Annotated in this window: 25 protein-coding genes; 16 read left to right on the top strand and 9 right to left on the bottom strand. The window is 68.4% G+C overall.

All coding sequences use genetic code 11. The features are described from left to right. Positions 1–49: 49 nt before the first annotated feature. Positions 50–853, bottom strand: coding sequence for a hypothetical protein (locus PSS76_RS07085; RefSeq protein WP_022597284.1), 804 nt, complete (start codon positions 851–853; stop codon positions 50–52). Positions 854–1,350: 497 nt separating this feature from the next. Here PSS76_RS07085 and PSS76_RS07080 point away from each other — a divergent pair, with 497 nt between their 5' ends. The 4 genes from PSS76_RS07080 (at position 1,351) to PSS76_RS07065 (ending at position 3,884) form a co-directional block, all read left to right on the top strand. Further along, complete coding sequence (locus PSS76_RS07080) at positions 1,351–1,641, top strand: WhiB family transcriptional regulator (protein WP_005518489.1); 291 nt, start codon at positions 1,351–1,353, stop codon at positions 1,639–1,641. A 161-nt stretch (positions 1,642–1,802) separates the two neighbouring features. Then, positions 1,803–2,462 carry a fasciclin domain-containing protein gene (locus tag PSS76_RS07075; RefSeq protein WP_064076638.1) on the top strand — a complete coding sequence of 220 codons (660 nt, stop codon included), beginning with the start codon at positions 1,803–1,805 and terminating at the stop codon, positions 2,460–2,462. A 50-nt stretch (positions 2,463–2,512) separates the two neighbouring features. Then, a complete protein-coding gene (locus tag PSS76_RS07070) occupies positions 2,513–3,178 on the top strand; it encodes a sigma-70 family RNA polymerase sigma factor (RefSeq protein ID WP_013416851.1) in 666 nt (221 codons plus the stop codon). A 1-nt stretch (position 3,179) separates the two neighbouring features. Beyond that, a complete protein-coding gene (locus tag PSS76_RS07065; protein ID WP_013416852.1) occupies positions 3,180–3,884 on the top strand; it encodes an anti-sigma factor in 705 nt (234 codons plus the stop codon). Between the two features lie 75 nt (positions 3,885–3,959). On the opposite strand, the gene groL is transcribed toward PSS76_RS07065, so the two are convergent. The 4 genes from groL to PSS76_RS07045 all read right to left on the bottom strand — a co-directional run bounded on the left by groL (position 3,960) and on the right by PSS76_RS07045 (position 7,591). Continuing rightward, positions 3,960–5,573 carry a chaperonin GroEL gene (gene groL, locus PSS76_RS07060; protein WP_005518482.1) on the bottom strand — a complete coding sequence of 538 codons (1,614 nt, stop codon included), beginning with the start codon at positions 5,571–5,573 and terminating at the stop codon, positions 3,960–3,962. 116 nt (positions 5,574–5,689) lie between these two features. Beyond that, on the bottom strand, positions 5,690–5,992 hold the full coding sequence (gene groES / locus PSS76_RS07055; protein ID WP_005518479.1) for a co-chaperone GroES: 303 nt from the start codon (positions 5,990–5,992) through the stop codon (positions 5,690–5,692). A gap of 196 nt (positions 5,993–6,188) precedes the next feature. Beyond that, on the bottom strand, positions 6,189–6,623 hold the full coding sequence (locus tag PSS76_RS07050; protein ID WP_005518477.1) for a hotdog fold thioesterase: 435 nt from the start codon (positions 6,621–6,623) through the stop codon (positions 6,189–6,191). Continuing rightward, complete coding sequence (locus tag PSS76_RS07045) at positions 6,620–7,591, bottom strand: zinc-binding dehydrogenase (protein ID WP_084847484.1); 972 nt, start codon at positions 7,589–7,591, stop codon at positions 6,620–6,622. The genes PSS76_RS07050 and PSS76_RS07045 overlap by 4 nt, the downstream gene beginning before the upstream one ends. Positions 7,592–7,829: 238 nt before the next feature. Here PSS76_RS07045 and PSS76_RS07040 point away from each other — a divergent pair, with 238 nt between their 5' ends. The 10 genes from PSS76_RS07040 to PSS76_RS06995 all read left to right on the top strand — a co-directional run bounded on the left by PSS76_RS07040 (position 7,830) and on the right by PSS76_RS06995 (position 17,109). After that, entirely contained in the window at positions 7,830–9,167 is a 1,338-nt protein-coding gene (locus tag PSS76_RS07040; protein WP_022597287.1) for an aromatic ring-hydroxylating dioxygenase subunit alpha, read from the top strand. Then, positions 9,164–9,511, top strand: a complete 348-nt coding sequence (locus PSS76_RS07035; protein WP_005518472.1) for a bifunctional 3-phenylpropionate/cinnamic acid dioxygenase ferredoxin subunit — start codon at positions 9,164–9,166, stop codon at positions 9,509–9,511. The genes PSS76_RS07040 and PSS76_RS07035 overlap by 4 nt, the downstream gene beginning before the upstream one ends. Before the next feature lie 8 nt (positions 9,512–9,519). Beyond that, entirely contained in the window at positions 9,520–10,746 is a 1,227-nt protein-coding gene (locus tag PSS76_RS07030; RefSeq protein WP_084869148.1) for an NAD(P)/FAD-dependent oxidoreductase, read from the top strand. A gap of 7 nt (positions 10,747–10,753) precedes the next feature. After that, positions 10,754–11,323 carry an aromatic-ring-hydroxylating dioxygenase subunit beta gene (locus PSS76_RS07025; RefSeq protein ID WP_084869727.1) on the top strand — a complete coding sequence of 190 codons (570 nt, stop codon included), beginning with the start codon at positions 10,754–10,756 and terminating at the stop codon, positions 11,321–11,323. A 66-nt stretch (positions 11,324–11,389) separates the two neighbouring features. Next, positions 11,390–12,259, top strand: coding sequence for an alpha/beta fold hydrolase (locus PSS76_RS07020; RefSeq protein WP_064057796.1), 870 nt, complete (start codon positions 11,390–11,392; stop codon positions 12,257–12,259). Then, positions 12,256–13,092 carry a 3-(cis-5,6-dihydroxycyclohexa-1,3-dien-1-yl)propanoate dehydrogenase gene (hcaB, locus tag PSS76_RS07015; protein WP_022597290.1) on the top strand — a complete coding sequence of 279 codons (837 nt, stop codon included), beginning with the start codon at positions 12,256–12,258 and terminating at the stop codon, positions 13,090–13,092. The genes PSS76_RS07020 and hcaB overlap by 4 nt, the downstream gene beginning before the upstream one ends. Continuing rightward, on the top strand, positions 13,089–14,690 hold the full coding sequence (locus PSS76_RS07010) for an acyl-CoA synthetase (protein WP_337456072.1): 1,602 nt from the start codon (positions 13,089–13,091) through the stop codon (positions 14,688–14,690). The genes hcaB and PSS76_RS07010 overlap by 4 nt, the downstream gene beginning before the upstream one ends. Beyond that, entirely contained in the window at positions 14,687–15,085 is a 399-nt protein-coding gene (locus PSS76_RS07005) for a hypothetical protein (RefSeq protein WP_081120678.1), read from the top strand. Before PSS76_RS07010 ends, PSS76_RS07005 begins: the two co-directional genes overlap by 4 nt. A 155-nt stretch (positions 15,086–15,240) precedes the next feature. Next, positions 15,241–16,071 carry a class I SAM-dependent methyltransferase gene (locus PSS76_RS07000; RefSeq protein WP_216316362.1) on the top strand — a complete coding sequence of 277 codons (831 nt, stop codon included), beginning with the start codon at positions 15,241–15,243 and terminating at the stop codon, positions 16,069–16,071. A gap of 36 nt (positions 16,072–16,107) precedes the next feature. After that, on the top strand, positions 16,108–17,109 hold the full coding sequence (locus tag PSS76_RS06995; protein ID WP_064057800.1) for an endonuclease/exonuclease/phosphatase family protein: 1,002 nt from the start codon (positions 16,108–16,110) through the stop codon (positions 17,107–17,109). Here the strand turns inward: PSS76_RS06995 and PSS76_RS06990 are convergent. Then, positions 17,079–18,746: an HNH endonuclease signature motif containing protein gene (locus PSS76_RS06990; RefSeq protein ID WP_064076645.1), complete on the bottom strand. Its 1,668-nt coding sequence runs from the start codon at positions 18,744–18,746 to the stop codon at positions 17,079–17,081. The two genes, PSS76_RS06995 and PSS76_RS06990, sit on opposite strands and share 31 nt — an antisense overlap. Positions 18,747–18,826: 80 nt before the next feature. Here PSS76_RS06990 and PSS76_RS06985 point away from each other — a divergent pair, with 80 nt between their 5' ends. Next, entirely contained in the window at positions 18,827–19,252 is a 426-nt protein-coding gene (locus PSS76_RS06985; RefSeq protein ID WP_337456071.1) for a hypothetical protein, read from the top strand. A gap of 61 nt (positions 19,253–19,313) precedes the next feature. On the opposite strand, the gene ephH is transcribed toward PSS76_RS06985, so the two are convergent. From ephH to PSS76_RS06970, 3 genes are all read right to left on the bottom strand, one after another. Beyond that, positions 19,314–20,132 (bottom strand): epoxide hydrolase EphH, encoded by an 819-nt coding sequence (ephH, locus tag PSS76_RS06980; RefSeq protein WP_337456070.1) that lies wholly within the window; start codon positions 20,130–20,132, stop codon positions 19,314–19,316. A gap of 106 nt (positions 20,133–20,238) precedes the next feature. Beyond that, entirely contained in the window at positions 20,239–21,171 is a 933-nt protein-coding gene (locus PSS76_RS06975) for a 3-carboxyethylcatechol 2,3-dioxygenase (protein ID WP_005518450.1), read from the bottom strand. A 65-nt stretch (positions 21,172–21,236) separates the two neighbouring features. Continuing rightward, positions 21,237–22,043, bottom strand: coding sequence for an IclR family transcriptional regulator (locus tag PSS76_RS06970; RefSeq protein ID WP_064079052.1), 807 nt, complete (start codon positions 22,041–22,043; stop codon positions 21,237–21,239). Between the two features lie 206 nt (positions 22,044–22,249). Between PSS76_RS06970 and PSS76_RS06965 the strand changes: the two genes are divergently transcribed. Beyond that, positions 22,250–22,846: a helix-turn-helix domain-containing protein gene (locus PSS76_RS06965; protein ID WP_337456069.1), complete on the top strand. Its 597-nt coding sequence runs from the start codon at positions 22,250–22,252 to the stop codon at positions 22,844–22,846. Positions 22,847–22,908: the final 62 nt, after the last annotated feature.

Genomic DNA, 22,908 nt, shown 5'->3' with positions numbered 1-22,908 from the left:
TCTAACTACAGAGCCCGACGCGCCATCGCATCGTCCGAATATCCGACGCTCATTTCGCGAACCGCCCACCCCGGTGAGCGATCTCCGCGGCACACTCGTCGCGCACCGTCCGCACGGCCGGATCCGGACTCACTCCGTCCAGCAGCATCGCCGCCGCCCACCGCAGTGGTAGCAGCCCGTGCGTCCCGCTGTCGGCGAGCACCGCGCGGGCCGTCTCGATCGCACGGTCCGGGGTGGGAAGCCCCGTCGCCGCGGCTGCCGACAGCAGGGCCGACTTGACGCGGTGGCGTACCGACGGATGTTCGGCCGATCGCGCGACGGCACTGTCGGTACGGGTCGTGGCGGTGGCGAAGTCGCCGGATGCCAGGGCGATCTCGGCTGTGACCCAGTCGAGGCGCACGTGCTGACGCCACAGTGCGTCCTCGTCGCCGACGCCCGCGAGGTGCGCGGCACACCGCTCGAGCAATCGCCGGCCGAGCGCGAGCCGGCCGCATCCGAGTGCGTCCGCGGCGAGTCCGGTGAGCGCATCGCAGCGGGCCTCGTGCCAGCGCCGGTCGTCCGGACCGCTGCTTCCGAGCAGAGCGAGCGCCGCGCCGTCGTACTCGGACGCCTTCGCATGGCCACCCAGCTGGCGCAGCAGCGAGGCGCGCGTGCTCGACGCCAGCGAGGCCAACGCGGGGTCGAGCCCCGGCCGGCGCTCGAGGTCGTCGAGTGCCGCCCGGGCCTGCGCGTATCGGCCCTGCCCGCCCAGCGCGACAGCGCGCAACCAGCGGTCGGCCCGATCGGCGGAGTCGGCGGGATCCGGCAACGGGCTCCTGCCGGGGGTGGAGCCGAACGCGACGTCGAGCAGCATCGGGTGATCATCGCACCACCCGTCCGCTCCCCCGCGGCGCGGGCGACCGGCGCGAATTCGGGATAGTTGACAATTCTCCAACTGGACGACCGTCAAACTATATCCCGCGTCGACAATGGGCGCGCCACAGCAACGGTCTCCTTCAATTTTGAAGAATGTGTGGCGGTGCGGTTAACGGCAATGCTCGAAGAATACTCGGGAGTAACCCACAGAGCGAGAACATTCAGGACGACCGTTCAACAGACACGCGCGACCACGTGCAGGAACGTGTTCACGGCCCTTACCGGCACGCAATCACACCCCGCCTCGGATGTAAATGTCCAGGGCGTTAATTCTCCGCGTCGGAGATATGCAAATCGCCACTAGCTGAAAGTGTTGACGCGATTTCGTATACACCTTTACGGTTGCGGGGCATGACCGATTCATTGGTCTCGTCCACCCGGGGGGTGGCGGGCCGCTCGCAGTACCACCGCGAGCCTGCTGACAGAGGAGTACTGATGCCTGTTCCGAACCACCTACCCGGCCCCAACGCCGACATCTGGGATTGGCAGATGCGGGGGCTGTGTCGTGGCGTCGAGTCCTCGGTGTTCTTTCATCCGGACGGAGAACGAGGACGTGCACGAGCACAGCGGGAGAGCCGCGCGAAGGAGATGTGCCGGAGTTGCCCGGTGCTGGCGCAGTGCCGGAACCATGCGCTGACCGTCTGTGAGCCGTACGGCATCTGGGGAGGAATGTCGGAGTCCGAGCGCGAAACCCTGACCCGACAGTCACGGCGCCGCATCGCCTGACCACTCGCCGAAGCCCGGGACACCACCACCACGCACAGGTGTCCCGGGCTTCGTCGTGTGCGCCGCCGCCCAGGAGTCGAAAACTCGGACCCGTCCGCCCGACGCACCGCTCCGAAGCACTTACCGACAGTGCACGGAACATCCGTCAGGAAGGCAGTCCCATGATCACGAAGACCCGCACCCTCGCCGTCGCCGCCACCGTTTCGATCGCATTGCTCGGCGCGAGCGCGTGCTCCTCGGACGACTCCAGCGATTCGGCCACGGCGACCAGCACCACGACGATGATGCAGAGCCCGACGACGTCGGCGATGTCGGGCACCGCCGCCCCTGCCGCCGATCTGGTGGGCCCGGGCTGCGCCGAGTACGCGGCCACGGTTCCGGACGGCCCGGGCTCGGTCGCGGGCATGGCGCAGGATCCGGTGGCGGTCGCCGCGTCGAACAACCCGATGCTCAAGACGCTGACCGCCGCGGTGTCCGGCCAGCTCAACCCGGACGTGAACCTCGTCGACACCCTCAACGGCGGCCAGTTCACGGTATTCGCGCCCACCGATGCGGCGTTCGCGAAGCTCGATCCCGCCACGGTCGAGCAGCTCGAGACCGACGACGCCCTGCTCACCAAGATCCTGACCTACCACGTGGTGCCCGGTCAGCTGGCGCCGAGCGATGTCGACGGCACCCACGCGACCGTCGAGGGCGGCGACGTCACCGTCACCGGATCGGGTGACGATCTGAAGGTGAACGAGGCCGGCGTGGTGTGCGGTGGCGTGCAGACCTCGAATGCCACCGTCTACCTGATCGATTCGGTCCTGATGCCGCAGTAGATCCGGGGTAGAACGCACCACGGTCACCACCCTGCGAGAGGATCCGGCCGATGCACGCTACGGTTGTCCACTATGCACCCGAGCGAGCAAATGTGAGTTCGGCCGGATCCTCCGGCGGGGACGACTCCTGCCCCGCGGACAATGTGCAACTCGTAGCTGTCCGCCGTGCCGAGTCCGACGAACTGCGAATCCTTCTGACCCGGATCGCGAGTGGCGACGAGGCCGCCTTCGCGTCCTTCTACGACCGCACCGGTCCGCGCGTGTACGGACTGGTTCTGCGGGTGCTCCGTGATCCGGGCTTCTCCGAGGAGACCACACAGGAGATCTACCTGCAGGTCTGGAAGTCCGCGGCGACCTTCGACCCCGGGCGCGGGTCGCCGCTGTCGTGGCTGATGACGCTCGCGCATCGCCGGGCCGTGGACCGGGTCCGCTCGGAACAGTCGCACACCGATCGCGAGATCGTGTACGAGACCGCCAACCGGACCGACGAGTTCGACGAGGTCACGGAGGAGGTCACACGCCGCGCCGAACGTCAGGCGGTGGTCGACTGTATGCAGACCCTCACCGACATCCAACGCCAGTCGGTGACGCTCGCCTACTACGGCGGCCGGACCTACCGCGAAGTGGCAAGCGAACTGGGCGTCGCCGTACCGACGGTGAAGACCCGCATCAGAGATGGATTGGCAAGGCTCAGAGGATGTCTGGGGGTGATGTGACGTGGACGACGATCTGATCGAGTGGGCGCACCTGTACGCCCTCCACGCCCTCGACGACGAGGACCTGCGTGCGCTGGACGCTCGCCTGGCCGACGCCGACGAGACGACCCGGGCGGAGTTCGACACCGCCGTGCGATTGGCTCGCGAGACGATGGCGGCCGCAAGTTCGCTCGTCGCCGTCACCCCGCCCGCGGCACTGCGCCGCGACCTGCTGCGTCAGGTGTCGGGTGACGACCTCGCGAAGCGGCGAAACAGCAAGCGCCGGTGGCAGATCACGATGGCGTCCGTGGCAGCGGCCGTCGTCCTGCTCGTCGGCGGAGTCGTGATCGGTCGTCAACTGACCGAGACACCGCCCGCGACGCCGGTGACCGCCCAGATCCTCGCGGCGTCGGACATGCACTCGGTGACGGCGGAGATTCCCGGCGGCGGCACGGCGACCACGATGTACTCGAAGGAAGCCAACGCGGCGATGCTGGTGATGAACGGTGTCACGCCGCCGAAGCCCGACACCGTCTATCAGATGTGGCTCGTCCGTGGGGACGAACCGGTGCCCGCCGGCACGATGGGGCCGGACCAGGTGTCTCCCACCACCACGGCGGTGCTCGAGGGTATCGACGGCGCGACGCAGCTCGGTTTCACGGTGGAACCCCCCGGCGGGTCCTCGTACCCGACAGGAACGATGTTCGCGTCCATTCCGCTCACCTGAGGCGCATCTCGCGACAGCAGAAGACCCCCGGACGATTCGTCCGGGGGTCTTTCGCGTCAGCGCTTGCCGAGCAGATCAGTGGGCGTGGCCGTGGCCGTGGTCCGCTGCTTCCTCGGTGGGCTTCTCGACGACGGCCGACTCGGTGGTCAGCACCATGCGAGCGACCGACGCGGCATTGACGACCGCGGAGCGGGTCACCTTGACCGGGTCCACGACACCGTCGGCGAGCAGGTCGCCGTAGGTGAGGGTCGCGGCGTTGAAACCGTGGCCCTTGGGCGCCTCGGAGACCTTGCTGACCACGACTGCCCCGTCGAGACCGGCGTTGGTGGCGATCCAGTACAGCGGAGCCTCGAGCGCGGTCCGCACGACCTCGACACCGGTGGCCTCGTCGCCGGAGAGCGACGCGGCGAGGTCGGTGAGGGCCAGACCGGCCTGCACGATGGCGGAACCGCCACCGGGAACGATGCCCTCCTCGACCGCGGCCTTGGCCGCGTTGACCGCGTCCTCGACACGGAACTTGCGCTCCTTGAGGTCGGTCTCGGTGGCCGCGCCGACCTTGATGACGGCGACGCCACCGGCGAGCTTCGCGAGACGCTCCTCGAGCTTCTCACGGTCCCAGTCGGAGTCGGTGTTCTCGATCTCGCGCTTGAGCTGTCCGACGCGGGTCTCGATGTCGGCCTCGGTGCCCGCGCCGTCGACGATCGTGGTCTCGTCCTTGGTGACGACGACACGACGGGCGCTGCCCAGCAGGTCCAGGCCGGCGTCCTTGAGCGTGACGCCCATGTCGGCGGTGATCACGGTGCCGGCGGTGACGACGGCGAGATCCTCGAGGAACGCCTTGCGACGGTCACCGAAGAACGGTGCCTTCACAGCGACGGCCTTGATGGTCTTGCGGATCGAATTCACGACGAGGGTGGAGAGCGACTCGCCCTCGATGTCCTCGGCGATGATCAGGACCGGCTTGCCGGACTCGGCGATCTTCTCGAGCAGCGGCAGGAACTCGGGCAGGGAGCTGATCTTCTCTCGGTAGAGAAGGACCAGGGCATCCTCGAGGACCGCCTGCTGTGCCTCGATGTCGGTGATGAAGTACGGCGACAGGAAGCCCTTGTCGAACTGGACGCCCTCGGTGACGACGAGTTCGGTGTGCAGCGTCGAGGACTCCTCGACGGTGACGACGCCGTCGACGCCGACGCGGGTCATGGCCTCGCCGACCATTTCGCCGATCTCCTCGTCACGCGAGGAGACGGTGGCGACCTGCGCGATGGCGTTCTTGCCCTCGACCGGGGTGGCGGCGGCGAGCAGAGCCTCCGAGACCGCGTCTGCGGCCTTGGAGATGCCGACGCCGAGAGCGATCGGGTTCGCGCCTGCCGCAACGTTCTTGAGACCGGCCTTGACCAGAGCCTGGGCCAGGACGGTGGCGGTGGTGGTGCCGTCGCCCGCGACGTCGTTGGTCTTGGTGGCGACACTCTTGACGAGCTGCGCACCGAGGTTTTCGAACGGGTCCTCGAGCTCGATCTCGCGCGCGATGCTCACGCCGTCGTTGGTGACGGTCGGGCCGCCGAATGCCTTGGCGAGCACCACGTGCCGACCGCGGGGGCCGATGGTGACCTTGACGGCGTCGGCGAGCTGGTCGACGCCGCGCTCGAGCGCGCGCCGGGCCTTCTCGTTGAACTCAATTTGCTTGGACATTGATTCAGCTACTCCTGAGATTCAGGGTTTCGTCCCGAAACGGATTTCAGGGTTACCGCCGGAAACGCACTCCGCCCCGGGTCCGATGAGGAACTCCGGGGCGGGAGGCGTGAGGCTTACTTCGCGACGACAGCCAGAACGTCGCGAGCCGACAGGATCAGGTACTCCTGGCCGGCGTACTTGATCTCGGTTCCGCCGTACTTGCTGTAGATGACGGTGTCACCCTCCTGGACGTCCAGGGGGATGCGCTTCTCGCCATCCTCGTCCCAGCGGCCGGGGCCGACGGCGACGACGGTGCCCTCCTGGGGCTTCTCCTTCGCCGTGTCGGGGATGACCAGGCCGGAGGCAGTCGTCGTCTCGGCCTCGTTGGCCTGGACGAGGATCTTGTCCTCGAGCGGCTTGATGTTCACGCTCGCCACGATGAGCCCTCCACTTTCAGGGGTTCGTTGGGCCCGAGGCTGTTCCTCGGACCACGATCAGTTCAGTCACCACGTGACCCCTCACGTGCCCCGTCGTCGCGGGTGCCGGGACTCGCTCAGTGTCGACTAGCACTCTATACATGCGAGTGCCAGCACTCAAGGCAAACCGAGAGCCGACACCCCGAATCCGCTGCCGTCAGTACTGCGACGGCATGTCGAGCACCGCCATGGTGCAGCGGGAGACGCACACGAGCTTGCCCTCGTCGTTGACGATCTTGATCTCCCACACGTGTGTCTTGCGCCCGATCGCGAGCGGCGTCGCTGCGCCGTGGACCCATCCCGAGCTCACCGGACGCACGTGGTTGGCGTTGATCTCCATGCCGACGCAGTGGAACCTGCTGCGATCCACCGCGAAGATCGACGCCCAGCTCGCGAGGGTCTCGGCGAACGCGACCGACGCCCCGCCGTGCAGGACTCCGGCGGGCTGCTTGGTCCGTTCGTCGACCGGCATGCGGCCTTCGAGCGAATTGTCGGTGAACCGGGTCAGCTCGATGCCGAGATTCCGGTTGAGGGTGTCGGCGCCCTTGCGGTTGACCAGCTCGACGCTGGGCTCCCCGAACCAGATGCTCACGAAACCTTCACCACGACCTTGCCGTTGACGTCACCGTCGATCATCGCCTGGAAGCCCGCGTGGATGTCCTGCAGCGGGATGACGCGATCGATCTTCGGCCGCAGACCGGTGGCCTCCATCATCCGCAGCATCGACACCAGTTCGGCGCGCGTGCATCCGGTCGAGCCGAGGATGCGCTGCTGCAGGTAGAAGATCCGGGTGAGGTCGGCGGGCGGGTTGGAGCCGGACGTCGCGCCCGCGATGACGATCGTGCCGCCCGGTCGCAGCGAACGCATCGAGTGCGCCCACGTGGCCTCGCCGACCGTCTCGATGACGACGTCGACCTTCTCCGGCAGGCGGGCGCCGGCCTCGACAGCAGCGTGTGCCCCCAGTTCGATTGCGGTGGCACGCTTGTCGGCACTGCGGCTCGCGGCGTACACCTTGGCACCGGCAGCCGCGGCCAGGCTGATCGCGGCCGTGGCGACGCCACCCCCGGCGCCCTGCACCAGCACGCGGTCGCCGGCCTTGATCTGCGCCTGGGTGAACAGCATCCGGTACGCGGTGGTCCAGGCGACGGGCAGGCACGCGGCCTCGTCGAACGACAACCAGTCCGGCTTGGGGATCAGGTTGCGGCGGGGCACCACGAGGTACTCGGCGAACGCGCCGTCGTGCTGCTCGGACAGCAGGGCGCGGTTCGGGTCGAGCGTCTCGTCGCCCATGCCGCCGTCAGCGTCGGCGATCACCGGGTAGACGATCACCTCGTTGCCGTTCTCGTCGACGCCGGCCGCATCGCAGCCGAGGATCATCGGGATCCGGTCGGCGGGATGCCCGACGCCACGAAGCGTCCACACGTCGTGCATGTTGAGGGCGGACGAACGCACCGCGACCTTGGCCCAGCCGTCCGGGACGACCGGATCGGGGACCTCGCGGAGTTCGAGTCCTCCCAGCGGGTCGTCCGCGTTCTGGGCGACGGCGACGGCTGCGAGCATGGAATCTCCTGTGCTGTCGGACACAGCGACCGGGTGCGGCGCTGCGAAACATCTGTTCGGGTACCCATGTTCGACGGGGCCCCGTCTCCCGCGCGAGCGCGCGTTCCGCACCTCGGCACGACCGCTGGCATCGAAAGCCGTCGCGGCTGTCTCCTGTTGTCATACCCGGCCGGGTTCGCATCCGGCCGGTCGACGTCACGTCATCGTCAGCATCGCCGAAGTGCAAGGGAGACGACTCATGTGTACCTCCGATGGAGGCAGCCCGACCTCGGGCTCGATCCAGCGGCCGGCCGCCCTGACCAAGTTCGTCGACGTGTCGACGATGGTCGACACCGACAACGGCTTCGTCGATCGCGCGGTCTTCACCGACCAGTCGATCTACCAGCAGGAGCTGCGCCGCATCTTCGCCCCGAGCTGGCTGTTCCTGGGCCACACGTCGCAGATCTCCAAGCCCGGCGAGTTCCTCACCACCTACATGGGCGAGGACCCCGTCATCGTCTCGATGGGCAAGGACCGCAAGATCCGGGCATTCCTCAACTCGTGCCGTCATCGCGGCGCCCGGGTGTGCCGCGCCGACTTCGGCGCCACCAAGAACTTCACGTGCACCTACCACGGCTGGAGCTTCGACACCGCCGGCAAGCTGGTGAGCGTCCCGAACGAGGCCGGCTACCCGGAGTCCTTCGACAAGAAGGACTGGGGCCTGGTCGAGGTCGCCCAGCTCGACACCTATCACGGTCTGATCTTCGCGACGTGGAACCCGGCGGCCCCGCCGCTGAAGGAAGCGCTCGGCGGCATGACCTACTACATGGACGCGATGCTCGATCGCGATCCGGAGGGCACGGTCGCCGTCGGCGGGATCCACAAGTGGGTGCTCGACGGCAACTGGAAACTGGCGGCCGAGCAGTTCGCCACCGACTGGTACCACGTCAACATGTCGCACGCGTCGGCGCTGATGGTGCTCTCCCCCACCGGCCGCGGACCGAAGTCGGAGATCGTCAACACCCCGGGCCGTCAGTTCAGCGATCCACTGGGGCACGGTGCCGGCTTCCCGACGCACCCGCGCAGCCGGTTCGACGCGCAGCCGGTGCACGAGTACTACGACTACGACGCGCTGCGTGAGCGCCTGGGCGACGAGCGCGTCGAGGGTCCGATGACGACCGGTCACGCCACCGTCTTCCCCAACTTCTCGTACCTACCCGTCAACGGCAGCATCCGCGTCTGGCACCCGAAGGGTCCGGACAAGATGGAGGTCTGGGCGTGGACCATCGTCGACAAGTCGATGCCCGAGGACGTGCGTGAGGCGCAGCGTCTCTACAACCTGCGCACCTTCGGTCCCAGCGGCATCTTCGAGCAGGACGACGGAGAGAACTGGAGCGAGTGCCAGTCCATCGCAGGCGGTTTCATGACCAACAGTGTGCCGCTGAACTACCAGATGGGCCTGGGCTCCGAGCGCGAGGACGGCGTCTACCCCGGTAAGACGAGCGAGCTGTACAGCGACGCTGCCGGACGTGGCTTCTACCGACGCTGGGCAGAACTGATGAACACACCGGCATGGCACGAAAAGGGCGCGAAGTGAGCGAGACCATCAGCAAGATCAAGGTCGGCGCGGTCGGCGACATCGAGGACGGCGAGGCGCTGGTCGTCGACGCCGAGCAGACCGGAACGGGTGAGCCGATCGCCGTCTTCCACGACGAGGGCGAGTACTTCGCACTCAACGATCGCTGCAGCCACGGCGAGGCGTCCCTCGCGGACGGCTGGATCGAGGGCGGCCAGGTCGAGTGCCCGCTGCACTCGGGCAAGTTCTGCCTGCGCACCGGGTCCGTGCTGTCCATGCCCGCCACCGAGGACGTCGCGGCCCACAAGGTCGAGGTCGAGGGCGACGAGATCTGGCTGTACCCCGGCCAGGCCGCTGCGGAGTGACCGATCCCATGAGCATTCCCGAGCGCATCGTCGTCGTGGGTGGCGGACTCGCCGGTGTCAGTGCCGCCGGCGAGCTCCGTGCCCGCGGCTTCGAGGGTGAGATCACGCTGGTCGACGGCGGACCCACCCCGTACGACCGTCCGCCGCTGTCCAAGGCGTTCATGTTCGGCACCGCCGACGAGTCCGACCTCGCGCTGGCCAAACCGGATTGGTATGCCGTGCAGCGGATCACGCTGCGCACCGGGTCACCGGTCACGGCGCTGAAGCCGGACGAGGGCGTCGTCGAACTCGCCGACGGCACCCGCCTGGACGCAGACGTGACCATCCTGACCACGGGCGCCGGTGCCCGTCCGCTGCCGGTACCCGGCGGCGACCTGCCGCAGGTGCATCTGCTGCGCACCATCGACGACGCCCGCGCGCTCAAGGCGCGGCTCGTCCCGGGCGCACGCCTCGTCGTGATCGGCGCCGGCCTGATCGGCGCCGAAACCGCCTCGGCGGCACTGCAGCTCGGGGCCCAGGTGACGCTGGTCGACCCGATCGACCCGCCGATCGTTCCCGCGGTGGGCCCGGAACTGGCGCGCTACCTGCACGACCAGCACGCCGAGCACGGCATCGCGGTGCACACCGCGGGCGTCTCGGAGATCCGGCAGACCGGCGACACCGTGACCGTCGTGCTCACCACCGGCGAGGAACTGCCGGCCGACGCGGTACTCGTGGGCATCGGGTCGATCCCGTCGACCGAACTCGCGGAGGCCGCGGGACTCGAGGTGGACGGCGGAGTGCTCGTGGACGAGCACTTCCGCACGAGCCACCCGGCGGTGTTCGCAGCCGGTGACGTCGCGCGCCGACGCGACAGCGACGGCACCCTGCACCGACGCGAAGAGCACTGGGAAGCAGCCCAACTGAACGGACGCGCGGTCGCCGCCCGCATCCTGGGGCAGGAACCCGACCCCGAGTGCGCGGGCTGGTTCTGGTCCGACCGGCACGGGATCCACGTGCAGGGGGTCGGATCGATGACCGCCGAGGGCGAGACCGTGATCCGGCTGCACCCCGACGACGCAACCCGCCCGCAGATGGTGTTCCGAGTCCGGGGCAACACCCTGGTCGGAGCCGCGTTCATCGACGGCGGTCCCGCAGTGCGGGCCGCGCGCATCATCATCGACCGCGCTCTTCCGGTGGATCCGGCCGCTCTGGCCGATCCGTCCGTGAATCTGCGCAAGCTCGCCAAAGGATGACTTGACCATGGCAACCGACACCACCTCGGCGGCGGTCCCCGCCCAACGGCAGATCGCCGACGCCGCCACGCATTTCCGTGTGCAGCAGCTGTACTTCCACGAAGCCGAACTGATCGACGACGGCCGTTTCACCGACTGGCTCGACCTGCTCGCGGAGGACCTGCACTACTGGGCACCCACCCGCAGCAACCGCCTGCGCCGTCAGCAGTCTCTCGCGGTCGCGGCCCGCGGGGAGGCTGCGTTCTTCGACGAGACCCGCACGAGCCTCGCCTGGCGCATCCGGCGCTTCGATTCCGGCATGGCCTGGGCCGAGGATCCGCCGTCGCGCACCCGCCATCTGGTGAGCAACGTCGTCGTCCGCCACGCGGACACGGACGAACAGGAGATCGGGCAGTGGTACGCGCGCTCGAACTTCATCGTCTACCGCAACCGGCTCGAGCGTGAGGTCGACATCTACTCGGGCGGTCGCGAGGACATCCTCCGCGAGACCGGCAGCGGCGATCTGGTGGTCGCCCGCCGCACGATCCTTCTCGACCAGAACGTGTTGCTGGCCAAGAACATCAGCACCTTCTTCTGATCCCCTCATTCCTGCTCGGAACACCCAGGCGACGATCCTCCCCAGACACAAGGAGCGCGTGACACAGTGACAACGAATGCAGCGGCAGAGACGGCCGTGACCACCCGCGAGGTCGAGACCTCGCTCGGCACTATCAAGGTGAGCGAGGCCGGCACCGGCCCCGTCCTGGTGATGCTGCACGGCGGTGGGCCGGGCGCGTCGGCGATCGCCAACTACAGCCAGAACCTGCCGGCTCTGACGCCGCACTTCAAGGTCGTGCTGCCGGACCAGCCGGGCTTCGGTAGCAGCTACCGCCCCACGGAGGAAGACCTCCAGGAGCGGAGCATCACGCAGATCACGGTGGACGCGCTGATCCAGACGCTCGACGCGATGGGGATCGAGGAGTTCCACCTGATGGGCAACAGCCTCGGTGGGGCCGCGGCGATCGCCCTGGCACTGGCGATCCCGCACCGCGTCACCCGGCTGGTACTCATGGCTCCGGGCGGCGGCTGGCTCCCGTTCGGCCCGACGCCCACCGAGGGCCAGAAGGCGATGTTCCGCTACTACAACGGCGGCGGCCCCTCGGTGAAGAAGATGAAGGACTTCGTCCGCACCATGGTCGCCGACCCCAAGCAGTTCGACGACGCCAACATCGAGGCCCGCTACGAGGCGTCGCTGGACGAGAGCCACATCGAGTTCTACCACCGCTACAACGCCGCGTTCGCGCGTCGTCACGGCATGGATCCGCTGTGGCGCGACGCCCACGAGATCAAGGCGCCGACGCTGCTGCTGTGGGGCACCGAGGACCGGACCATCACTTTCGAGGGTTCGCAGCTGATGCTCAAGCAGATTCCGAACGTGCAGTTGCACGCCTTCAGCAAGTGCGGGCACTGGGTCCAGGTCGAGCGACAGAAGGAGTTCGAGCGGCTCGTGGTGGACTTCCTGGAGGACCAGTGACCGGGTGGCTCGAGGGCAACGTCGCCCTCATCACCGGTGGTGGCTCCGGTCTGGGTCGGGCCGTTGCCGAGCGGTTCCTCGACGAGGGCGCGTCGGTCGTCGTCGCGGACCGTGATCCCGTCAAGCTCGGCGAACTGGTGGAGGCGGCCGGTGATCGCGGCGACCGCGTCCACACGGTGGAGGCCGACGTCCGCTCCACCGCCGACCAGCATCGCGCGGTCTCGGAGGCCGTCGCACGCTTCGGTAAACTGGACACCCTGGTGCCCAATGCGGGTATCTGGGACTACCAGCGCTCGATCACTCGGCTCGACGGCGAATCGTTGTCGGCGGCGTTCGACGAACTGTTCGCCATCAACGTCAAGGGCTACCTGCTGGCCGTCGAGGCGTCGTGGCGGGAGCTGGTCAAGACCCGCGGCAGCGTCGTGATGACGTTGTCGAACTCGGCCTTCTATCCGAACGGAGGCGGTCCGCTGTACACCGCGAGCAAGCATGCGTGCCGCGGACTGGTGCTCGAACTCGCGTACGAGCTGGCCCCCAAGGTCCGGGTCAACGGCGTCGCCGCCGGCGGCATGCGCACCGACCTGCGCGGCCCGGAGTCGATGGGCATGGCCGAGCGTTCCATCGAGGCGTCGTTCGCCCGCAGCGCCACGACGGGCGACAACCCGCTGCTGCCGCTGCACGACGCGAGCGTCGATCCCGCCGATTTCACGGCGCCCTACGTGCTGCTGGCCTCGTCGGCCAACAGCTCCAACATCACCGGTGCGATCATTCCCGTCGACGGCGGCATCGCCGCCCGTGGGTTCCGCACCGCGGCAGGCGGAGACGATCTGTGAGCACCGAGAAGCATCCTGTCGACATCAGCCCCGCGCGTGCGCTGCAGAACCTGGGCCGACTGCACGGTGACCGCACCGCACTGATCTACGAGAACCACACGGTCGACTACCGCGAACTGACGGCGCGCGTGCACGCGATGGCACTGACCCTCCACGCGTCCGGCATCCGCAAGGGCGACCGGGTGGCCTACCTGGGGCTCAACAGTCCGACGTTCCTCGTGACCTACCTCGCCTCGGCGTGGGTGGGCGGCGTGTTCGTGCCGATCAACTTCCGCCTGGCCGCAGCCGAGATCGCCTACCAGCTGGGCGATTTCGGACCGCGCGTTCTGATCGTCGAGCCCGGCCACATGCCCGTCGTCGACGAGATCGACCCGGCGGTCCTGCCGCCGCGCCTGATCGCGGTCGACAACGACGACGCGGTGCCGCTGACGGACGAGCCGGCCGAGCGCTGGGAGCGGCTGACGGTGGCCCTCGCGCGCGGCGCCGATCTGGACATCGCCCTGTCGCCGCTGCCCCGGTACGCGGACGACCTGGCGGCGCTCATGTACACGTCGGGCACCACCGGGCGCCCCAAGGGCGTCATGCTCACCCACGGCAACATCTGGTGGAACTCGTTCAACGTGGACTCGGTTGTCGAGACCAGCCGCAGCGACGTCAACCTCGCGGTGGCGCCGTTGTTCCACATCGGCTGCCTCAACTCGTTCACGCTGCGCAGCCTCGCCCGCGGTGGCGCGACGCTGGTGCGGCGCAGCTTCGACCCGGCGCAGACCCTCGCGGACCTCGTCGAGTACAAGGTCAACACCATCTTCGCGGTGCCCGCGATGTTCTCCGCCGTCGCCCAGCTGCCGCAGTTCGCCGACGCGGACCTGTCGCAGCTGCGGTCGGCGATCGTCGCGGGGGCGCCCGTTCCACCGAGCCTGGTCAAGGAGTACGGCCACCACGGTGTCGCGCTGCAGCAGGCGTGGGGGCTGACCGAGACCGCGCCGTTCGCGACGTCGCTGCCACCCGAGCGGACCCTGGAGCGGGCGTCCTCGGCCGGTCTGCCGATGCCGTTCTGCGAGATCAAGATCGTCGACCCGGTCACGGGCGCAACGCTCACCGAGCCCAACGCGGCCGGCGAGATCTGCGTTCGGGGACCGAACGTGACCCCGGGCTACTGGGCCAACCAGCAGGCCACGGACGCCGCGTTCGACGCCGAGAACTGGTTCCACTCCGGCGACCTGGGGTGTCTCGACGAGGACGGCTTCCTGTACATCGTCGACCGGATCAAGGACATGATCATCACGGGCGGCGAGAACGTGTACCCGGCCGAGGTCGAGCGGGTGCTCGTCGAGTACCCCGGCGTCACGGATGCTGCGGTCGTGGGCGCCCCCGACGCCAAGTGGGGCGAGATCGTCGTCGCCGTCCTCGTGGTGTCCACCGACACCGACCCGACGCTCGAGGAGATCCGCGACTTCACGAGCGAGCGCCTCGCCAGGTACAAGCTGCCGAAGGAGATCCTCGTGCTGGACTCGCTGCCGCGCAACGGATCCGGAAAGCTCGACAAGGTGTCGCTGCGCAAGCTGGCGGCCGACGGACACGGTTCGCTGGGCCGATGAGCATCCCGGGTTGGCCGCTGACGTACACCGTCGACGACGGCGGCACGCCGCACGAGGTCCGCGCACGGTTCGCCGTGCGCGGGCCCCTCGGGAACGCGTACCCCGCCGGCATCGCCGACCTCGAACTCGATCTGCGCGGCCTCGGGGACCCCGACGCCCTCCGCGGCGTCGGGGAACAGATCCTGCGGGAGAACCCCGCATGTCGACGCGTCGTGCTGCCGGTACCGGCCGGCGACCTCGACGCAATCGGCTTCGCCGAGGACGCCGGATTCCGCTACGTCGTCGACGTCGACGTAGCGGGAGAACGCGGTGAGATCACCGAACTGTCCCTCCTGGTCCTCGAACCGGGTTGGGTTGCCGACGCACCGACCGCCGTCGACGACCTACCCCTCTGAGTACGCCAGCCCCGAAGGGCGGCCGGATTCGTCCGAATTCCGCCGCCCTTCAGCTGTTTTCGAGCCTTCGTGCGGCGCGCCTCCCGACAATTGCCCTCCGGTTCCGGTACTTGGTTGAGGTGAATACACCTGTCACGCCGAGTCCTTCGGCCCTCATGTCCGCTGCCGCCCGAGCCGCCCACGCAGTCGTGGACCCTCCCCCGCATCTGATCGTCGACGACACCGCGCGCCTGCTCTGCGAGGCCGCCGGCAGCCCGTCCCCGCTCGACTTCCATCTCGCCCACCCCTCCGAACCGGTGCTGGCAGCCGCTCGGGTGTCGGCCGCCGCCCGCAGCGCTTACGCCGAACAGTTGCTTCGTGCGTCCGGCATCCGGCAGTACGTGGTGCTGGGCGCGGGTCTCGACTCGTCGGCGTGGCGTGTGCCGCCGTCGTGCACCGTGTGGCACGTCGACCTGGCCGGTGTGCTCGCGTGGCGTGGGACACTCCTCGACGGCGCAGGCACCTCGGACCTCGGCGTGCCGGTGGCGGTCGACCTCGCCGTCGACGACCCGGTTTCCGTGCTCGCACACGCCGGTCTGCGAGTCGACGAGCCCGTGTTCGTGTCGTGGCTCGGGGTGTCGATGTATCTCGACGCCGACGCCGTCCGGAGGACCTTCACATCCCTCGGCGCCCTCGCGCCGGGATCCGAGTTGGTGTTCGACCACATCGTTCCCGCTGCGCACCGCGATCAGGCGGGCAGCGACTACGCCGAGGCCGTCGCGGCGGCGGTCGGCGCGCAGGGCGAGCCGTGGCGCTCCACACCCACCGCCGTCGAGCTCGACGTGTGGCTGGACGCGGCGGGATGGTCCACCGCCCAGTCGATCGGTGAGGCCGACTCGACCCCTCCGGGGTTCTGGGATCGGACGGACGCACTGCGGCCCATGGAGCTGGTCCGATTCACGCACGCCCGGCTGCCGGGCCGGGGCGCGTCCGGGCGAAACGGATAAACTGCGGCGTCTCGATCGACGACGGAGGGGGATCCGATGAGGGGATCGATCGCACTGCGCGGGGCGGCGGCGGTGGTAGGCGTCGCCGGCGTCGTTTCCGGGTTGGCCGCGCTGGTCGCTTTCCGATCCGGCGCGTCCACCAACGTCGTGATCGTGACGGCGTCGTTCGCGCCGTTCCTGCTGGCGGTGACGATCGTGGGGGCGATCGTCACCGCCGCTGCACGGCAGTGGATCCTGCTCGGCATCTCGGCGCTGGTTCTCGCGCTGGGCGGGTGGGCGTTCGGTCCGCTGTGGGTGGGCGGCGCGTCGGGCAGCGTCGGGGCGCCGACCGGGCCGACAATTCGTGTGATGCAGTCGAACATCATGGTGGGCTCGGCGGATCCCACTGCCCTCGTGCAGGCGGTGCGAGATCAGGGTGTCGACGTGCTCACGCTGCAGGAGCTGACCGAACCGGCCGTCGCGGCGCTGCGCGATTCCGGTCTGGAAGATGTTCTGCCACACACATTTCTGGAACCACGCGTCGGCGGGAACGGCGGCGGCATCTACAGCCGGCTTCCGCTTTCCAACGGTCGGACGGTGGAGGGTATGGCCCTGACGAACCTCGTGGTCGACGTCGATGCCGGATTAGGCGAGCCGGTGGTGCTGTTCGACGTGCATCCCGTGCCCGCCTACATCGCGCCGGCCGAACATTGGACCGAGGACTTCGATCGCCTGCGGGATGCGATGGATGCGGCCGCCGTTTACGACAACGTGATCGTGAGCGGCGACTTCAATGCCACCTACTCGCACCGCAAGTTCCGGGACCTGCGCCACGGCGGCTACGTCGACGCCGCGGACCAGCTGGGCGCGGGAATCCTGCCGACGTATCCCACCGACAAGCGTTATCCCGCGATCGTGGGAATCGACCACGTCCTCACCAAGGGTGCGCAGGCCACGTCCCTCGAGCGCGTCGAGGTGGCCGGGTCCGACCACTACGGACTGATCGCCGAGCTGCGCTTGAGCGGCGATCAGAACGGCGGCGACTCCCCGTCGGAGTAGGTCGCCGGGCTGTCGTGGCGGGATCGCCTGCACGGTAGCCGCGGCACCAGAGCGGAGGCACTGTCCTGGACAAACATTCCGCCGGGCAGCGTCACCGTCGTGGTGCCGTAGCGGCTCGTCCACACCACCACACCGGCACCGAGCATCGAGGCGTCGACTCGCCCCATCGTCTTCAGGTTGTGGTGGAACTGGCACAGGCACTGCAGGTTCGACACGATCGTCCATCCACCTGCCCGCGGGTTGCGGTGTGAGAACGGCACCACGTGATCGAGTTGGCAGCGTGCCGCCGGCACCGAACAGCCGGGAAAGCGGCAGCGACTGTCCCGCGTGCGCACCATCGCCGTGGTGGCGGCGTCGGGGCGGTAGACGAGCGCTCCGGCCTGTGGCTCGCTCAGCCCGCCATGGCCGTCCGGATGGCGACCACGCCGCATCGTCGGATCGGCCTCGAGCGCAGACTCGATCCCGGAGACGGTGGTCCCGGTTCCTGGAGGTGGAGGCCCCGCTCTCTCCCCCGACCGATTCGCATCCCGGTGTGGAACCCGTCCGCCGCGATGCCGCGTCCCCCGGGCCCGGAACACGTGGAGGCCCCGTCGCCGCTGCATCGGTTCCGTCGGCGGGCCGGTGGGCCGGAGATCGTCGGCAGCACCAGCGTCGGCGTCGGCGCTCGCCATCCCGTCGGCCACGAGCCCGAGTTCGGTTGCCAGATCGACCATCTCGGTGAGCATCGCCCGCCAGGTGGCGTCCTCGGCGAGCGTGCGCGCGAGTTCGGGATCGATAGGACCATGCCCATCGAGGTACGCGGGCGACGCGGTGAGCCCGAGCAGTGTGGCGACATCGACGGTGATCTGCACCAGCGGCTTCCGCCGCGACGGCATCGAGGGCGCGGCCACCTTGGGACAGTCGGACTTCTCGCACGTGCAGGGCAGCGCGGATTCACCGTGCAGCAGTGCCACGAAGGCGTCGACGAGAAGGATCTGCCGACCGCGGCGGTCCTTCTTGCACACGGTGTCTGCCATCTCGCACACCAGTTGCCACGCGGCCTGCCCCTGCTCGGCTGTCAGGATCGCGGTGAACTCCGACAGCGGTCCCACCGGGCGGACCCTGACTCGGCACTCCGCCTCGGCGACCTCGCGATCCGATGCCGCCTCGTCGGGGCTGACGCGCACAATCAGCTCCCGAATCTCGCGTCCGAGTGCGGCCGGCGCCAATCGCAGGGCCGATCGGACGATCTCGCCCTCCAGAAGGGCCAGCGTTTCGGGGCTGAGGCCCGCCGTCTCACGATGAATTCGCCAGGCTCGGGCGTAGTCGAGATCGCCGGCCAGGAACGCGGCACACGTGAGCGGGAGGCGAAGTCGCAGATCGACGCCGAGATCGCAGAAATGCGAGGCCATCGTGTGCGAGCAGCCCAGCCTGGTCGACACCTCCGCGATCGCCTCGTTGCCGCAATCGCGAATGTCGCCGCCACGCAACGCAACATCACGTTCGAGTGCCGACAACGTCAGCTCACCCGCCAGCAGGACCTTGCGGGCGGCGTGCATGTTCTCGATCCGGGCCAGCTCCGACAACTCGACGAACCGCAGCGCATCCAGCGCGACGTCGCCCGCCGCCGCTCCGACCCCACCCCCGAATTCGAACATAGTTTCGATCATACGGACACCTACCGACAACTCCGCGCGTGTCATCCGAACTGCCTCCGAACGTCCGGGAGGCTGCCCCTATGACTTCCGATTCCGAACCGGACCCGTCGACACGCCGCCGACGAGCGATCGCCGACTCACTGCGTCAGTACCTGTCGGACGCCACCTCCATGCCGCCCGCACCGACGCCGGAGCCGGATGATTCGATCGGATGGTCCGCCCCGGCCCCCGGCGGACACGAGGTGTACGGGCGAGAACCCTGGACCCGCATGCGCGACGTCGAGGTCGGCGTCGCCGGGCATGCGGTCGCCGTCTCGTTCACGTGGCTGCCCGACGACCACCCGACGCGGTCGTACGTGGCCGTGCTGCACATACCGGACTGGGACGAGATCACCGGTTCCGACTCCCTAGTCACGACCCTCGACCTGTTGCTCGATCGTCCGGACTGGCAGACGCGCCTGCACCCGGTCGGAGGGGACGTCTTCGTCGTGCTCCCACACTTCTAGCCTCGAACGCCCTACCGGAATCCGAACCCACCTGGACTTCACACGGCTCCGAATAGCGGCGTCAGGCGGCACCATCCCACCCCAGGGCCCTCGCGAGATGCGCGCGCACCGCTCCCGCCACGACATCCGGGTCCTCGAGCATCGGGATGTGCCCGACACCCGGCAGCACGATCTCCTCGACCTCGCCGGACAGTTCGTCGACGAAACGCTGCATGCAGGTGTCCCGCGCCAGGAAGGTGTCGTGTTCTCCCGGGATCAGCGACGTGGGCACGGCGATCCGATCGAGTTCACGAATTGGTCCGTCACGCAGGAATGCGAGCAGGATCGGCAGGTACACCGGGCAGTGCGACACGGCCCGAATGACATTCGTGGCGTCGTCCGGATCTACCCGGCTGACGTCGTGGCTGCAGTTCGCGATGACGGGTCGCTGGAAGAACGCACTCGCGGCGGCACGGTCACCGAGCACCCGTGCGAGCGCCATGAGCGGGAACTGTGCCACGAAGCCGAAGCCGACGCGGAACTCGATGCGGGAGAATCGCTTCCACCCGCCGCCCGGGTTGATCCCGGCGACCGAGCGGGCACGCCCTCGACGAGCCAGCTCGAACGCGACCTGACCGCCCAGCGAGTTGCCGACGACATGGCACGTGTCCCAGCCCATCTCGTCGAGGTGCCGTTCGATGCCGTCGGCGATGCCGGTGATCCCCAGATCGCGCCACCGCAGCCGCGGACCGCCCCAGTGCCCGGGCATCGTGAGCGCGAGAACGTCGTAGTCGGAGGCAAGATCGTCGGCCACCCGATGCCACACATGGTGCGACAGCGTGAAACCGTGCAGCAACAGCACCGGCTCACCGGATCCCCCGCGGTACGCCGACGTCACCATGCCGTCTCCTCCCCCGAGGCGTCCTTCATGGGTAGCACCCGGATAGGGATACGACAAGGGCCGGGCGTCCTCCGTAGACGCCCGGCCGATGCCGAAGTGGAAGAAACTACTTCGCAGTGGTCACCGCGAAACCGGCCACCCACTCGGGGATGGCGCGGTAGTAGCGCGACTGCAGCTCGTACGAACCCGAGGCCGCGAGCGCCGCGTAGGCCGCGATCCAGGTGCGGACCTCGTGCGACGAGCCGCCGCCCTGCTCCTCGAAGAACTCGTTGGTCCAGCCGTCGAACTGCTCGATGTCGCCGGACGCGACGATGTCGAGAACCTCGTTGTCCCACTCGGGGTTGAGCGGCTTGCGTGTCGACGTACCGGCAGCCAGATCGATGCCGGACTGCACGACGCGCTGCTCGCCGCGGGCGCGCTGCTCCGGGGTGGGCGGGTTGCCGAGAATGAGCGCCTCGGCGACACGCGGCGGTGCACCTTCGAGGATCGGCACCGGCGGATCGTGCGACAGGCCACCGGAGGCCAGGAACAGCACCCTCTTGTCGAGCCGCGCGGCCGCCTCGCCGAGCGCCTTGCCGAACTGCCGGATCCGGCGCACCGGGCCGAGCGGCGCGGCCACGCCGTTGACGAAGACCGGCACGGTGGGCACCGACTGGATGCCGCCGAACAGCATCTCGAGCGGCTGCACGAAGCCGTGGTCGACGACCATGCGTGCCGAGATCGTCAGGTCGATGTCACGCTCGAGGACGCCCTTGGCGATCGTGTTCGCCGCCTCGTTGTCGACCAGGATCTCCCCCTCGGCGGATCCGAAGTCTCCGACCGCAAGCGCACCCGTCGCGATCGCGAAGGGCGGCATCTTGCCGTAGAAGAACCCGTTGTAGTGGTCGGGCGCGAACAGCACGACGAGCTCGGGGTCGTACTCCTGGACGAACTTCCGCGCGCCGGCGATGGCGTGATCGACCTCGTCGAGCACCTCCTGCGCAGGGTCGTTGAGCCCGATCAGTGGGGAGTGGGACAGCGCAACCAGCGCAACTGGCATGAGACGGCTCCTTCGGCCTGAATCAGAGTCCGGGAGAGGTTCGCTCCCGGGAGCTGTAGTGGGGGCTACGACGCGAGCGCGATCTGGGAGGCGCTCAGTGCGCGCGACGCCGCCATACAGACCCGCCGCAGCGCGGGTTCCGCGCTCGCGGGGGTGTAGCGGGAAGCCTGACCGGACACGGAGAACGCCGCGACCGGACGCGATCCCGCTCCCGTCACGACCCCACCGACACAGACGAGTCCGTCACGACTCTCCTCGTGATCGAAGGCCACGCCGGTCCGACGAATCTGCGACAGCTCGACCCGCAGACGGCCGATATCGGTGATGGTCTTCGAGGTCCGCGCGGCCAGGTTCGAACCGAGAAGCTCCTCGGAGTCCTGGCCTGCATACGCGAGCAGTGCCTTGCCCACCGCCGTGCAGTGGGCCGGAACCCGGCCACCGACGCGGGAGGGCGACGCGACGGTCCGGTGGCCGTACAGCTTGTTGATGTAGAGGACGTCAGGCCCGTGCAGGACGGCGAGGTGCACGGTCTGCCGGGTGGCCTCGTACAGGTCGGCGAGGAACGGGGTGAGGACGTCGCGGACCGTCGAGTGCTGCGGGGCGTACACGCGACCGCCGAGGTTGTGCAGTTCGGAACCGAGCCGGTAGTCGCTGCCGACCCGCTCGACGGCGTGATTGCGCTCCAGCATGCCGAGGATGCGGAAGGCCGTCGACTTGCTCAGCCCGGAGCGACGCGCGAGTTCACTCACGCCGACGCCCGTGTACGCCTCCTGACCGAAACTGGTGAGCAGGCTCATCGCCTTGTCGACGGCGGCGCGGCCGTCGCGACCCGAACCCGAACGAGACAGATCGGTTAGTTCCTGCACGCCCATCGATCCCACCACTTCACTCTGCGAATCGGACATCTCCGGCGCGACCAGGCGCCTCGTCAGAGTGTGCCCACCAGGCGTTTGCATGTCAAGATTGACGATAGTGATACTAAAAGTGACACCCCGACCGTCTCGGCTTTAATCGTCTGGAGCATTGAGCTCATTCGAGAGCACGGACGGCGCCGAGCACTTCGACCGAGAGGAGGCCCGTGGACAGCAATGGACTGATCGCACGCAATGTCCAGCGGTTCCGCAACGAGCGCCAGATGAGCATGGGCGACCTCGCCAAGCGCGCCGATCTGTCGAAGCAGACGCTCTCGAAGATCGAGCAGGGTGTAGGCAACCCCACAGTCGAGACCATCGACGCGATCGCCACGGCGCTCGACGTTCCCCTGCGCCGCCTCGTCACCGAATGGGGCACCCGGGTGTTCGTGGTCCGCGCAGGCGAGGGCGTCTGGAACGACAAGAACGACGCGGGGACGACGAAGGTCCTCGACCAGATCTACGGCTCCGGTTACGTTCGCACGAGCATCATGCGCCTGCGGGCGTCGGCTACCGCGGCCCCCGACGACCTCGTCCGAACCGCAGATTCCGCCGGAACTCTCATCCACGCCTACGTGATCAGCGGGAAGGTGCGCGTGGGTCCCGCGAACGAGCTGGCCGACCTGGGCCCCGGCGACTTCGTGCAGTTTCCGAGCGACATCCCGTGGGTGCTGGCCGCGTCCTCCGCCGAGGCCACCGTTCACGTCGTGACGACGATGCCGCAGGTGCCGCAGTTCGGTCCACTGAGCGACGAGAACGCCTGACAGCCGACACTCCGCCGATTCCGCGGCAAACGGGCGTTCGGTAACGATTCGTCGCCTACAGT

This window comes from Prescottella sp. D32 (assembly GCF_037287305.1).
Taxonomy (GTDB): domain Bacteria; phylum Actinomycetota; class Actinomycetes; order Mycobacteriales; family Mycobacteriaceae; genus Prescottella; species Prescottella equi.
Note: the sequence above shows the minus strand (reverse complement) of the source record. Positions and strands in the feature narration are given on the sequence as shown.

Bases quoted from the DNA above. Each gene is read 5' to 3' on its own strand.
- PSS76_RS06995 (WP_064057800.1), top strand. From the start codon at position 16,108: ATGAGGGGATCGATCGCACTGCGCGGGGCGGCGGCGGTGGTAGGCGTC.
- PSS76_RS07025 (WP_084869727.1), top strand. From the start codon at position 10,754: ATGGCAACCGACACCACCTCGGCGGCGGTCCCCGCCCAACGGCAGATC.
- PSS76_RS07045 (WP_084847484.1), bottom strand. From the start codon at position 7,591: ATGCTCGCAGCCGTCGCCGTCGCCCAGAACGCGGACGACCCGCTGGGA.
- PSS76_RS06970 (WP_064079052.1), bottom strand. From the start codon at position 22,043: ATGGGCGTGCAGGAACTAACCGATCTGTCTCGTTCGGGTTCGGGTCGC.
- PSS76_RS06975 (WP_005518450.1), bottom strand. From the start codon at position 21,171: ATGCCAGTTGCGCTGGTTGCGCTGTCCCACTCCCCACTGATCGGGCTC.
- PSS76_RS07040 (WP_022597287.1), top strand. From the start codon at position 7,830: ATGTGTACCTCCGATGGAGGCAGCCCGACCTCGGGCTCGATCCAGCGG.
- PSS76_RS07085 (WP_022597284.1), bottom strand. From the start codon at position 853: ATGCTGCTCGACGTCGCGTTCGGCTCCACCCCCGGCAGGAGCCCGTTG.
- groL (WP_005518482.1), bottom strand. From the start codon at position 5,573: ATGTCCAAGCAAATTGAGTTCAACGAGAAGGCCCGGCGCGCGCTCGAG.
- PSS76_RS06985 (WP_337456071.1), top strand. From the start codon at position 18,827: ATGACTTCCGATTCCGAACCGGACCCGTCGACACGCCGCCGACGAGCG.
- PSS76_RS07070 (WP_013416851.1), top strand. From the start codon at position 2,513: ATGCACGCTACGGTTGTCCACTATGCACCCGAGCGAGCAAATGTGAGT.
- PSS76_RS07080 (WP_005518489.1), top strand. From the start codon at position 1,351: ATGCCTGTTCCGAACCACCTACCCGGCCCCAACGCCGACATCTGGGAT.
- PSS76_RS07075 (WP_064076638.1), top strand. From the start codon at position 1,803: ATGATCACGAAGACCCGCACCCTCGCCGTCGCCGCCACCGTTTCGATC.
- PSS76_RS07005 (WP_081120678.1), top strand. From the start codon at position 14,687: ATGAGCATCCCGGGTTGGCCGCTGACGTACACCGTCGACGACGGCGGC.
- PSS76_RS07000 (WP_216316362.1), top strand. From the start codon at position 15,241: ATGTCCGCTGCCGCCCGAGCCGCCCACGCAGTCGTGGACCCTCCCCCG.
- PSS76_RS06990 (WP_064076645.1), bottom strand. From the start codon at position 18,746: ATGTTCGAATTCGGGGGTGGGGTCGGAGCGGCGGCGGGCGACGTCGCG.
- PSS76_RS07030 (WP_084869148.1), top strand. From the start codon at position 9,520: ATGAGCATTCCCGAGCGCATCGTCGTCGTGGGTGGCGGACTCGCCGGT.
- ephH (WP_337456070.1), bottom strand. From the start codon at position 20,132: ATGGTGACGTCGGCGTACCGCGGGGGATCCGGTGAGCCGGTGCTGTTG.